The sequence below is a fragment of the Streptococcus infantis genome, from assembly GCF_001579645.1.
Classification (GTDB): domain Bacteria; phylum Bacillota; class Bacilli; order Lactobacillales; family Streptococcaceae; genus Streptococcus; species Streptococcus infantis_E.
In genome coordinates, this window is record NZ_KQ970821.1 from 18,148 (window position 1) to 30,219 (window position 12,072).

The following is a 12,072-nucleotide window of genomic DNA, read 5'->3' on the forward strand; positions in this document are numbered from 1 at the left end:
CCACTCCATCCTTGGTTTTTTGATTACCAAATAATCACACGGTCTTCTGGTGAGCGCCACATGCCGTCGCCTTCTTTGACATCATAGGTTGTAAAGAAGTCATCGAAGTTTGGCACTTGGATGTTAACACGGAGTTTAGCTGGGGCGTGCACATCAACGCTGGCCATGAGTTTCATCAACTCTGGGCGACCTTTCATACGCCAGATACGAGCAAAGTTATGGAAGAACTCTTCAGCTGAGAAATCTGGCTCTCTCTTAGCTGCTTCAAGGGCAGCAGCGATTCCTCCAAGGTCGGCAACGTTTTCGGATACAGTTAATTTCCCATTGATTTTTGCACCGTAAGATTCTTGGCCATCAAACTGGTCGATAACTTTCTGCGTTTTTTCTTTAAAGGCAGCATAGTCGTTCTCTGTCCACCAATCCTTGAGACTACCATTTTCATCAAAGGAAGCACCATTTGTGTCAAAAGCATGAGAAATCTCGTGGGCAATAACCGCACCAATACCACCGTAGTTGGCAGAAGACGACTGATGCAAGTCATAGAATGGAGCCTGTAAAATAGCAGCTGGGAAGACAATCAAGTTCTTTTGTGGATTGTAGTAGGCATTGACCATATGAGCAGGCATTCCCCACTCCTTATAGTCAACTGGCTGGTTCCACTTGCTCCAGCTGTGCTTGATTTCAACACGCGCAAAGGCTAGAGCATTCTCAAAGAGACTAGCAGATTCATCCACTACCTTGTCCTTGTAACGAGCTGGCAGTTCTTCTGGGTAACCAATATAAGGTTTGATAACGTTGAGTTTGACGATAGCTTTTTCTCGTGTTTCAGGTGTCAGCCAGTCATTCTTAGCCAAACGTTCCTTATAAACGTCAATCATGGTCGCCACTTTTTTCTCTACGTCCGCCTTAGCTTCTGGAGAGAATTTTTCGTGGGCATACCAAAGGCCGAGAGCTTGTTTAAAAGGTCCTTGAGCTAAGTGGTAAGCTGCCTTGCGTTTGTCTTGAGCCTCTGGAACTCCTGAAAGAGCTCGTCCGTAGGCACCTGACAAGATACGAATCTCATCTGTCAGATAACTAGTCGAAAGATTGACCACACTCAAGATCAAGCTTGCCTTGAGTAAAGGCCAAGCTTCCTCACTATAAAATTGCTCTGCTGCTTGCCAGAAACGTTCTTCATCTACGATAACCTTATCTGGAGTTTGTCCAATCACAGCTTGGAAGAAGTCATCGAGAGGTAGGGCAAGCGCAAACTTTTTGAAATCTTCATAAGAATAAGGATGGTAAAGTTTGGCATATTCTGAACTCTCTTCGTTTGAAAGTACAACAGCTGCGATACGGCGGTCCAATTCCAATCGTTTCTCTAAAAGATCTTCGATTTCTTCATCTGAGAAGTTATAGGCTTTGAGGAGATTAGAAGTACTTTCTTTCCAAAGGTTCAATAATTCCTCACGCTGAGGATGGTCTTCCGCATAGTAGGTTGTATCAGGCAAGATAGTTCCTGGAGCACTAGCCCAGAGAACATTGGTTCTAGCATCCATAAAGTCTGGTGATACTCCAAATGGAAGGAAGTTTGGTTTACCAGCTAATTCAAATGCTGCTAGTTTACCTGCGAAATCCGCAAAACTCTCTAAATTCTGGTATTCCTTCAATAAAGGAAGGACTGGCTCAATTCCATCTGCTTCTCGCTTATCGAAATCTCTCACCATGCTGTGGTACTTGACAAAGTTTGCTAGGATGGGATCTTCAGGAACATCTTCTCCTGCCAACCACTTGTCCGTCGTCGTTAGCATCAACTCTTCAATTTCTTCGTCAAGGTCGATAAAACCACCTGTTCTCGATTTATCTGCTGGAATAACAGCAGTCTTTTCCCACTCACCATTTATGGCATCATAAAAATCATCTTGATAACGTGTCATCTTGTTCTCGCTTTCATTTTTCACTTATTCTTAGCTTAGCAAAAATCCCTGGGGAATGCAATTAAAAATGCCGTCTCCTCCTATTTGATTTCAACATTAATTTTTTAAATTTTTACCAAAATTAACTTGACTTAAAAATAAAATTAAGGTATATTAAAATCCAGGAGGAATACAACTGTATGATACGTATCGAAAACCTCAGTGTCTCCTACAAAGAAACGTTGGCACTTAAGGATATTTCACTAGTGCTCCAAGGACCAACGATTACCGGAATTATTGGTCCAAACGGCGCCGGGAAATCAACATTATTAAAAGGTATGCTGGGCATTATCCCGCATGAAGGTCACACTTTTATCGAAGATAAAGAAATGAAAAAATCTCTCAAGAAAGTTGCCTATGTCGAGCAAAAAATTCATATCGACTACAACTTTCCTATCAAGGTAAAAGAATGTGTCTCTCTGGGACTCTATCCATCCATTCCACTCTTTCACACTTTAAAAGCAAACCACTGGCAAAAGGTGGCTGAAGCACTAGAAATTGTTGGACTTTCCGACTATGCAGAACGTCAGATTAGTCAACTCTCTGGTGGCCAATTCCAGCGTGTCTTGATTGCCCGTTGTCTAGTTCAAGATGCTGATTATATTCTCTTAGACGAGCCCTTTGTGGGGATTGACTCTGTCAGTGAAGAGATCATCATGAACACGCTGAGAGAACTTAAAAAAGCTGGCAAGACTGTCCTTATCGTTCACCATGACCTGGGCAAGGTTGCCCATTATTTTGACCAGGTACTCCTTCTCAACAAGGAGCTAATAGCCTTTGGTCCAACAAAGGAGACCTTTACCCAAGCCAATCTCAAACAAGCTTATGGTGACCGACTCTTTTTCAATGGAGGTGACCTATGATTGCAGAATTTATAGATGGATTGCAGAACTTCCACTTTCTCCAAAATGCCTTGATAACAGCCATTGTCATCGGGGTCGTAGCTGGAGCTGTGGGATGTTTCATCATTCTACGCGGGATGTCACTCATGGGAGATGCCATTTCACATGCTGTCTTACCAGGTGTAGCCCTCTCCTTCATCTTGGGCGTTGACTTCTTTATCGGAGCCATTCTCTTTGGACTACTAGCTGCCATCATCATTACCTACATCAAGGGAAACTCGATTATCAAAAGCGATACCGCCATCGGCATTACCTTTTCTTCTTTCTTAGCCCTCGGTATCATCTTGATTAGTGTCGCTAAAAGTTCAACTGACCTGTTCCATATCCTTTTTGGTAATATCCTGGCCGTCCAAGATACGGATATGTTTATTACTATGGGTGTGGGGGCAGCCATTCTCTTGTTAATCTGGATTTTCTTCAAGCAACTCTTGATAACTTCCTTTGATGAACTCTTGGCTAAAGCCATGGGAATGCCTGTCAATTTCTATCACTACCTTCTCATGGTACTCCTGACTCTCGTGTCTGTGACAGCCATGCAAAGTGTCGGAACTATCCTGATTGTAGCCATGCTGATTACCCCAGCTGCAACTGCTTATCTGTATGCTAATAGCCTGAAAAGCATGATTTTCCTTTCCTCAACCTTTGGAGCTACTGCTTCAGTTTTGGGACTCTTTATCGGCTATAGCTTTAACGTTGCAGCAGGTTCTAGTATCGTGCTTACAGCCGCTAGTTTCTTTCTCATTAGCTTCTTTATCGCTCCAAAACAACGATATTTGAAACTGAAAAATAAACATTTGTTAAAATAAGGGGTAAAGCCCCAATAAATTGGAGGATCTAATGAAAAAATTAGGTACATTATTAGTTCTTTTTCTTTCCGCCATTGTTCTTGTAGCATGTGCTAGCGGAAAAAAAGATGCAGCTTCTGGTCAAAAACTAAAAGTTGTTGCTACAAACTCAATTATCGCTGATATTACTAAAAATATCGCTGGAGACAAGATTGATCTTCATAGTATCGTGCCTGTTGGACAAGACCCACACGAATACGAGCCACTCCCTGAAGACGTCAAGAAAACTTCGCAAGCCGACTTAATTTTCTACAATGGTATCAACCTTGAAACAGGTGGAAATGCCTGGTTTACAAAATTAGTTGAGAATGCCAAGAAAACTGAAAACAAGGACTACTTTGCTGTCAGTGAAGGCGTTGATATCATCTACCTAGAAGGCCAAAATGAAAAAGGGAAAGAAGATCCACATGCTTGGCTCAACCTTGAAAACGGGATCATCTATGCTCAAAATATTGCTAAGCAACTCATCGCTAAAGACCCTAGCAACAAGGAATTCTACGAAAAGAATCTCAAAGAATACACTGAAAAACTAGACAAGCTTGACAAGGAAGCCAAAGAGAAATTTAACGCTATTGATGCTGACAAGAAACTCATCGTAACCAGCGAGGGATGCTTCAAATACTTCTCTAAAGCTTACGGTGTACCAAGTGCATACATTTGGGAAATCAACACTGAAGAAGAAGGAACACCTGACCAAATCAAGACTTTGGTTGAAAAACTTCGCCAAATGAAAGTCCCATCACTATTTGTTGAGTCCAGTGTCGATGATCGTCCAATGAAGACTGTTTCACAAGACACAAATATTCCAATTTACGCACAAATCTTTACTGACTCAATTGCTGAAGAAGGTAAAGAAGGTGACAGCTACTACAACATGATGAAATACAACCTTGACAAGATTTCTGAAGGTTTGTCTAAATAATCATTTTAAAAAACGTCAGTCACCATGAATTGGCGTTTTTGTCTATTTAAATTTCGGTCAAATTATTGGAAGAGTCTGAACATTTAATGTAAAATGAAAGAAAAAAGATTGGAGTAGCTTATGACTACATTCCTTGGAAACCCTGTTACGTTTACAGGAAAACAACTACAAGTAGGAGACAAAGCACTTGATTTCTCTCTCACAACGACTGACCTCTCTAAAAAAACACTGGCTGACTTTGAAGGCAAGAAAAAAATCTTGAGTGTCATCCCTTCTATCGATACAGGTATCTGCTCGCTACAGACTCGTCGCTTTAACCAAGAATTGGCTAGCTTAGACAACACTGTTGTCTTAACGGTGTCTATGGACCTCCCCTTCGCTCAAAAACGCTGGTGTGGGGCTGAAGGAATTGAAAATGCCATCATGCTCTCAGACTACTTCGACCACTCCTTTGGACGCGATTACGCCCTCTTAATCAATGAATGGCATCTACTTGCTCGCGCAGTTTTTGTTCTCGATGCTGACAATATTATCCGTTATGTTGAGTATGTGGACAATATCAACAGCGAACCAAACTTTGAAGCAGCCATTGAAGCAGCAAAGTCGCTTGACTAAAAGAAAGCCCACCTGTAACAAGACAGAAAGCTAGAGAAATCTAGCTTTTTTTGGTATACTAGATGGAGATAATAAACAAGGAAATACGAATGACACCAAATAAAGAAGATTACTTAAAATGTATTTATGAGATTGGCATGGAAGTTCCTAAGATTACCAACAAGGAAATTGCTGCTCGGATGCAGGTATCACCTCCTGCGGTAACTGAGATGATCAAGCGCATGCAATCCGAAAATCTTATATTAAAGAATAAAGAAAATGGCTATATACTAACGGACATTGGTTTAAATCTGGTCTCTGAGCTTTATCGCAAGCATCGACTGATAGAGGTCTTTCTAGTTCACCATCTAGACTATACCAGCAATCAGATTCACGATGAAGCTGAGGTATTAGAGCATACAGTTTCAGACCTTTTTGTGGAGAGACTGGAAACTATGTTAGGCTTTCCAAAGACCTGTCCCCATGGCGGAACCATTCCTGCTAAGGGTGAGCTTCTAGTTGAGGTTAATAACCTGCCACTTTCTGATATCAAAGAAGTAGGAAACTACCTTCTGACAAGAGTTCATGACAGCTTTGAAATCCTCCAATATTTGGATAAACATGCCATCCATATTGGAGACCAACTCCAAGTCAAGCAGTTCGATGGCTTCTCCAATACCTTTACCCTGATTCACAACAATGAAGAACTTCAAGTCAGCCTCGAAATCGCTAAACAACTCTATGTTGAAAAAATGAACTAAAGTCTTTATCAGCAAAAAACCAAGCCCGCTAGCTTGGTTTTTCTTATCTATTTTTGGTATCAAGGATGATGGTTACCGGTCCATCATTGACCAGTTCCACCTGCATATCTGCTCCGAAAATACCTGTTTTCACAGGAACTTCCTTGGCTAGTTCTCGGTTAAAATCTTGATAGAAAGCCTCTGCAACATCAGGCTTAGCAGCACCTGTAAAAGCTGGGCGATTCCCTTTTTTAGTATCTGCAAAAAGAGTGAATTGAGAGATGGAGAGTATTTCTCCTTGGATATCCTTGACTGATAAATTCATCTTGCCTTCGGTATCTGAAAAGATACGCATATTGACAAGTTTTCTCACTGCATAATCCAAATCTTCTTTTTGATCCTCAGGGCCAACACCAACTAGGAGCAAGAGTCCTTGTTTGATTTGACCATGTATCTGCCCCTCAATAGAAACCTGAGCCTGCTTGACTCGCTGAACGATGATTTTCATAGAAATCCTTTCTGACTGTATCGATCATACCTAACCATTGGTCCGTTTAACTGAGTAGACTTCTGGTACACTCTTAATCTTATCAACTACCGTTGTCAACATTGAAAGGTTAGAAATTCCAAAGGATACATGGATATTGGCAAATTTCATATCCTTGGTCGGTTGGGCATTAACCGAAGAGATATTTTTAGTTGTGTTTGATAGGACTTGCAAGATATCATTCAAAAGACCAGAACGGTTGAGCCCGTAGATATCGATGTGAGCCATATACTCCTTACTTGAGAATTGGTCTTCCCACTCCACATCGAGTAGACGCTGCTCGTAATTTTCCTGTGATCGAAGATTCATACAGTCTACACGGTGGATGGCAACTCCGCGTCCTTTGGTAATATAGCCGACGATATCATCACCTGGAACAGGGTTACAACATTTGGCAATCCGGATCAAGAGCCCAGAAGCACCTTGGATGACTACTCCACCCTCATGCTTAACCTTAAGCGTGTCCTTGTTCTCCACTTTGACTTCGCCACCCTTGACCAATTCTTCAGCTTCTGCCTTAGCTTTGGCCCGCTCTTCTTCACGACGTTCCTTCTCAGTCAAACGGTTAAAGACAGTGATTGCTCCGATTTCTCCAAAACCAATCGCCGCAAATAGCGCTTCTTCTGTCTTGTAGCTGGTTTTTTTAAGGACTTCATCCATGTGGCGTTTGTCCATAAATTTATTGGCCACATAGCCATTTTCTTGGAGCTGACTAATCAGCAATTCACGACCTTTATTGATGGACAATTCTTTGTCTTGGTTTTTAAAAAACTGACGAATTTTGTTACGAGCCTTGCTGGTCTTGACCATATTGAGCCAGTCACGGCTTGGTCCAAATGAATTTGGATTGGTGATGATTTCAACCTGGTCACCCGTTTTTAACTTGGTCGTCAATGGAACCATACGGCCATTAACCTTGGCTCCAGTCGCTTTTTCCCCAATCTTTGTATGAATTTCATAAGCAAAGTCAATCGGACCTGAATCTTTTGGAAGTGAACGAACCGCCCCATCTGGAGTAAAGACATAAATCTCCTCAGCCAGATAGTTTTCCTTGACAGTATCTACAAATTCCTTGGCATCATCTGCTTGATCTTGGAGTTCCATCATCTCCTTAATCCAGTTCATCCCGATAGCAGATTCCTTACTATTAACCTGACCCTTGATTCCTTTTTTGTAAGCCCAGTGAGCCGCAACCCCGTACTCAGCAACCTCGTGCATCTCCTTAGTACGAATCTGGAACTCAATCGGCCCTTTTGGTCCATAAACAGTCGTATGGATAGACTGGTAACCATTGGCCTTACGATTGGCAATATAGTCCTTGAAACGGCCTGGCATTGGTTTCCAAAGCTCATGAACGTAGCCCAACATCGCATAGACATCACTCTGAGTGTCTAGGATACAACGAATGGCAATCAGGTCATAGATCTCTTCAAAGCGTTTTTTCTTGTCCTGCATCTTGCGATAGATAGAGTAGATATGCTTTGGACGACCGTAGATTTTTCCTGTAAGATGGCGCTCAGATGAGTATTCCTCGAGTTTCGTCACAACTTCATCGACCAAGGCTTCACGCTCTTGACGTTTTTCCTTCATCATGTGACTAATCTTGTAAAATTCAGTTGGATTGAGATAGCGGAAAGAGAGATCTTCCAGTTCCCACTTCACACTTGAAATCCCCAAACGGTGAGCAAGCGGTGCATAGATTTCCATGGTTTCTCTTGAAATACGTTCCTGCTTGTCCTTACGAAGGTGCTTAAGGGTGCGCATATTATGCAGGCGATCAGATAGTTTGACCAAGATAACACGGATATCTTCTGACATAGCCATGAGCATCTTGCGATGATTCTCAGCCAGCTGCTCCTCGATAGACTTATACTCAACCTTACCAAGCTTGGTAACACCATCTACAATCACTCGAACATCGTGACCAAATTCGCGTTCTAAGTCATCCAAGGTAGCTTCTGTGTCTTCTACCACGTCATGCAAAAAACCACAGGCAACAGTGACAGCATCTAGCTTGAGTTTAGCTAAGATTCCTGCTACCTGAATAGGGTGGATAATGTAAGGCTCACCTGATTTACGATATTGGCCACTATGACATTCTACAGCGTAAACCAAGGCCTTGTGTACAAAAGCCACATCTTCTTTCGATAAATATTTTTGCGTTAAAGCGACGACTTCATCGCCTGAATAAATTACTTCTTTCGGCATGCATACTCTCCAATTCTTCCTACCATTTTAACACTTTTTTGAGGATATGAAAACTAGTAAAGCCCATTATGTAAGAGTTTGCTAAACTTGATAAAAAAACACTACTAGAAAAACTCTAGTAGTGCTCATTGTTTAAAATCTATCTTAGTAAACTGTTCTTTCAGTTTCTACGTCGAAGAAGTGTGCTTTGTTCAAGTCAAATCCAAGTTCAACTGTTGCACCTGCTTGCAAGTAGTCACGAGCGTCAACTTTTGCAACGAACTCATCTTTACCAACTTGGCAGTATAGGTGAGATTCTGAACCGAGCAATTCTGATACAGAGATTGTTGCTTTCACAACTGATTCTGGGAATGTTTCAAGGAAAGCAGGTTCTGCATTTACGTCTTCTGGACGGATACCGAAGATCAATTCTTTTCCTTCGTAGCCTTTTTCACGAAGAACTTTCAAAGCACCTTCTGGAACTTTCAAAGTAAATCCGTCAGCAACAATGCGGTCACCGTTCAATTTAACGTTGATGAAGTTCATAGCTGGGCTTCCGATGAATCCTGCTACGAATTTGTTCACTGGGTTTTTGTAAACTTCTTGAGGAGTACCGATTTGTTCAACACGTCCGATAGTACCTGTACCAGCAGGGTTTTTAGTTGCTGACATGATAACGATACGGTCTGCAAGTGTCATCGCTTCTGTTTGGTCGTGAGTTACGTAGATAGTTGTAGCTCCGATACGACGGTGGATTTTAGCGATTTCAGCACGCATTGATACACGAAGTTTTGCATCCAAGTTTGATAAAGGTTCGTCCATCAAGAATACTTTTGCATCACGGACAATCGCACGACCCATGGCAACACGTTGACGTTGACCACCTGAAAGGTCAGCTGGTTTACGATCCAAGAATTCTTTCAAACCAAGAATTTCAGCTGCTTCTTGTACACGTTTGTCAATGTCTTCTTTGCTGTATTTACGCAATTTCAAACCAAAAGCCATGTTATCGTATACAGTCATGTGTGGGTAAAGAGCGTAGTTTTGGAATACCATGGCGATGTCACGGTCTTTTGGAGCTACGTCATTGACAACCACGCCATCGATAGATGCAGTACCTTCTGTGATGTCTTCAAGACCTGCAATCATACGAAGAGTAGTTGATTTACCACATCCTGAAGGTCCTACGAAAACGATGAACTCTTTATCTTTAATGTTCAAGTTGAAATCTTCAACTGAGTAGTGTTCGCTATTTGGATATTTTTTGTAAATATTTTTAAGATTTAATTCTACCATTTCGGTGAACTCCTTTTGTCATTTGATAGTTTTATTATAGATGAAAACGCTTTACATTTCTATGGCAAGGTGACCAAAAAAATAAAAAAGTTCTGTGCAACTTGCACAAAACTTTAGATTATATCTGGTAAAATCAACTGATAACACAAGGTCAAATCTGTCAATTCTTTCAACTGCAGTCCTGTCAGTTCTTCCCACTTATCAATCTTGTATTGGAGAGAATTGCGATGCAAATACAACTGCTGAGCTGTTTTTGTCAGGACTGCACTGTTTTCCCACAGTGAAAGGATGATTTCCTGAATCTGATCCTGGTCCACAATCATCTGATGCAGATATTCCTTGATAACTCGGAGATCCACGATTCTTTCACCCATACTCCACAGATAGAGTTGAGAAAAAGTATGAAACCCTTGATGCCCTTGTCGCCACCAGTTTTTGAACAAGTCACGTTCTGCTTTGATGAGATCTGACAGAACCTGATGTCCTGTCTGTGACCAGACCTGACCTAACATGATGGATAAACGTACTCCAAAGTCATATTCTACGGCTTCCAAGGTATCCATCAAGATAGAGCGAACGGATGTGTACTTATCCTGTTGGAGAACAAAAATGTAATCCTGCGCTCCAACCTGAAGAACTGTTTGACAATTTGGAAAGAGGGTTTTCATCATCTCTAACCAAGACGTTAAATTTTCCTGTTGGAAATAGGATAGGTGACAATAGACAAGCTGCAATTTTTTAAAGTTTTGCGGTGCCTGTCCTTTGCCTTCAATGAGATAACTATACCAGGGATTGAGGGAAATGGTTTGCTCCTGTTTGGTTAAGAGAGCCACCAGTTGTTTTTCACGCTCGCTAAGACTAGCTTCCTCAAGCAAAAGCCACTGATAATTTGACAGAGGTAGACTTAGATAACCCTCTTTATCAACTGGCTGATCTAAGATTTTACCATCAGGAAACCAATCCAGTAGTTCTTTTGCAATCATTTCTAGCCCTCCACTTTTTGGATGCACCAAGAAATCAAGGTTTCTAGGCGTTCCACATTTTCAGTCATATGAAGATAGCCCATGACCGCTTCAAAACCAGTAGACATACGATAGGTCACCACATCCGCATTCTTAGCCTTGGTATGACTGTTGGTATTGCGACCCCGTTTATAGATTTCTTCCTCTTTTTCCGTTAGGATTTCTTCTTCCAGCATAAGGGAAATCAAATGTGCCTGAGCCTTAGCTGATACATACTTGGTTGCCTCTTGGTGGAGTTTATTGGGCTTGGTCATACCTTTGAGAATGAGATGGCGACGAATATACATAGAATATACTGCATCTCCTTCAAAAGCTAGAGCAATCCCGTTAATGAGATTGACATCAATCACGTGTCCACCTCACTCCATCCTTGGTGTCAAGTAGCTTAATCCCTTGTGCAGCTAGTTGGTCACGGATTTGGTCAGCTGTCGCAAAGTCACGATTAGCACGCGCTTCTTGGCGTTTTTGGATCAAGGCTTCAATCTCTTCATCCAAAACTTCTTCGACAAAGACTACTCCAAAGACTTCTAACATGGCCGCAAGAGCTTCCTTAACGGTTGCATCATAGTTGCCTGAGTTGATCCATTTGGCCATTTCAAAGACAACTGTGATTCCATTAGCTGTATTGAAATCCTCATCCATAGCAGCTACAAACTTATCTTTAAATGCCTGTAACTCTTGAGCATCTACAGTTCCAGTAAATGGTTGTTCATAGGTATTCTTCAAATACTTGAGATTTGTCTCCGCATCACGCACTGCTTTTTCCGTAAAATTGATAGGCTTACGGTAGTGCTGAGTCGCAAAGAAGAATCGCAATACTTGACCGTCGATAGTTTTGAGAGCATCGTGTACCGTAATGAAGTTTCCCAAAGACTTAGACATCTTGACATTGTCGATATTGACAAAGCCATTGTGCATCCAGTAGTTGGCGAAGGTCTTGCCTGTTTTAGCTTCTGACTGGGCAATTTCGTTGGTGTGGTGCGGAAACTCAAGGTCAGCTCCACCACCGTGAATATCGATGGTATCACCTAAAATCTCCGTTGACATGACCGAACACTCGAT

12 protein-coding genes are annotated in these 12,072 nt (G+C 41.7%); 5 read left to right on the forward strand and 7 right to left on the reverse strand.

Annotated features, from left to right (window positions below; translation table 11 throughout):
- Window positions 1–23 precede the first annotated feature (23 nt).
- The gene (locus tag SINDD18_RS06500; protein ID WP_061863526.1) at window positions 24–1,916 is read right to left on the reverse strand and encodes a M13 family metallopeptidase; all 1,893 of its coding nucleotides are present in this window, start codon (window positions 1,914–1,916) and stop codon (window positions 24–26) included.
- A 179-nt stretch (window positions 1,917–2,095) separates the two neighbouring features.
- Between SINDD18_RS06500 and SINDD18_RS06505 the strand changes: the two genes are divergently transcribed.
- The 5 genes from SINDD18_RS06505 (at window position 2,096) to SINDD18_RS06525 (ending at window position 5,979) form a co-directional block, all read left to right on the forward strand.
- Window positions 2,096–2,818, forward strand: a complete 723-nt coding sequence (locus SINDD18_RS06505) for a metal ABC transporter ATP-binding protein (RefSeq protein WP_061863527.1) — start codon at window positions 2,096–2,098, stop codon at window positions 2,816–2,818.
- Window positions 2,815–3,663, forward strand: a complete 849-nt coding sequence (locus tag SINDD18_RS06510) for a metal ABC transporter permease (RefSeq protein WP_061863528.1) — start codon at window positions 2,815–2,817, stop codon at window positions 3,661–3,663. The genes SINDD18_RS06505 and SINDD18_RS06510 overlap by 4 nt, the downstream gene beginning before the upstream one ends.
- 31 nt (window positions 3,664–3,694) lie before the next feature.
- Window positions 3,695–4,624: a metal ABC transporter substrate-binding protein gene (locus tag SINDD18_RS06515; RefSeq protein ID WP_061863529.1), complete on the forward strand. Its 930-nt coding sequence runs from the start codon at window positions 3,695–3,697 to the stop codon at window positions 4,622–4,624.
- Between the two features lie 120 nt (window positions 4,625–4,744).
- Entirely contained in the window at window positions 4,745–5,239 is a 495-nt protein-coding gene (tpx, locus tag SINDD18_RS06520; RefSeq protein WP_061863530.1) for a thiol peroxidase, read from the forward strand.
- 89 nt (window positions 5,240–5,328) lie between these two features.
- Window positions 5,329–5,979, forward strand: coding sequence for a metal-dependent transcriptional regulator (locus tag SINDD18_RS06525; protein ID WP_061863531.1), 651 nt, complete (start codon window positions 5,329–5,331; stop codon window positions 5,977–5,979).
- Window positions 5,980–6,022: 43 nt separating this feature from the next.
- On the opposite strand, the gene dtd is transcribed toward SINDD18_RS06525, so the two are convergent.
- From dtd to SINDD18_RS06555, 6 genes are all read right to left on the reverse strand, one after another.
- Window positions 6,023–6,466 (reverse strand): D-aminoacyl-tRNA deacylase, encoded by a 444-nt coding sequence (dtd, locus tag SINDD18_RS06530; protein WP_061863532.1) that lies wholly within the window; start codon window positions 6,464–6,466, stop codon window positions 6,023–6,025.
- A 30-nt stretch (window positions 6,467–6,496) separates the two neighbouring features.
- Entirely contained in the window at window positions 6,497–8,713 is a 2,217-nt protein-coding gene (locus SINDD18_RS06535; protein ID WP_061863533.1) for a RelA/SpoT family protein, read from the reverse strand.
- A gap of 144 nt (window positions 8,714–8,857) precedes the next feature.
- Window positions 8,858–9,988: an ABC transporter ATP-binding protein gene (locus SINDD18_RS06540; protein ID WP_049504000.1), complete on the reverse strand. Its 1,131-nt coding sequence runs from the start codon at window positions 9,986–9,988 to the stop codon at window positions 8,858–8,860.
- A 113-nt stretch (window positions 9,989–10,101) separates the two neighbouring features.
- Window positions 10,102–10,971 carry a PucR family transcriptional regulator gene (locus SINDD18_RS06545; protein WP_061863534.1) on the reverse strand — a complete coding sequence of 290 codons (870 nt, stop codon included), beginning with the start codon at window positions 10,969–10,971 and terminating at the stop codon, window positions 10,102–10,104.
- A 2-nt stretch (window positions 10,972–10,973) separates the two neighbouring features.
- Window positions 10,974–11,360 carry a Mini-ribonuclease 3 gene (locus tag SINDD18_RS06550; RefSeq protein WP_061863535.1) on the reverse strand — a complete coding sequence of 129 codons (387 nt, stop codon included), beginning with the start codon at window positions 11,358–11,360 and terminating at the stop codon, window positions 10,974–10,976.
- Window positions 11,353–12,072: DALR domain-containing protein (locus SINDD18_RS06555; RefSeq protein WP_153014437.1), on the reverse strand; the 720-nt coding region annotated here is incomplete at its 5' end. The genes SINDD18_RS06555 and SINDD18_RS06550, both read right to left, overlap by 8 nt.

Bases quoted from the DNA above. Each gene is read 5' to 3' on its own strand.
- SINDD18_RS06545 (WP_061863534.1), bottom strand. From the start codon at position 10,971: ATGATTGCAAAAGAACTACTGGATTGGTTTCCTGATGGTAAAATCTTA.
- SINDD18_RS06525 (WP_061863531.1), top strand. From the start codon at position 5,329: ATGACACCAAATAAAGAAGATTACTTAAAATGTATTTATGAGATTGGC.
- SINDD18_RS06505 (WP_061863527.1), top strand. From the start codon at position 2,096: ATGATACGTATCGAAAACCTCAGTGTCTCCTACAAAGAAACGTTGGCA.
- SINDD18_RS06510 (WP_061863528.1), top strand. From the start codon at position 2,815: ATGATTGCAGAATTTATAGATGGATTGCAGAACTTCCACTTTCTCCAA.
- SINDD18_RS06535 (WP_061863533.1), bottom strand. From the start codon at position 8,713: ATGCCGAAAGAAGTAATTTATTCAGGCGATGAAGTCGTCGCTTTAACG.
- SINDD18_RS06500 (WP_061863526.1), bottom strand. From the start codon at position 1,916: ATGACACGTTATCAAGATGATTTTTATGATGCCATAAATGGTGAGTGG.
- tpx (WP_061863530.1), top strand. From the start codon at position 4,745: ATGACTACATTCCTTGGAAACCCTGTTACGTTTACAGGAAAACAACTA.
- dtd (WP_061863532.1), bottom strand. From the start codon at position 6,466: ATGAAAATCATCGTTCAGCGAGTCAAGCAGGCTCAGGTTTCTATTGAG.
- SINDD18_RS06540 (WP_049504000.1), bottom strand. From the start codon at position 9,988: ATGGTAGAATTAAATCTTAAAAATATTTACAAAAAATATCCAAATAGC.
- SINDD18_RS06515 (WP_061863529.1), top strand. From the start codon at position 3,695: ATGAAAAAATTAGGTACATTATTAGTTCTTTTTCTTTCCGCCATTGTT.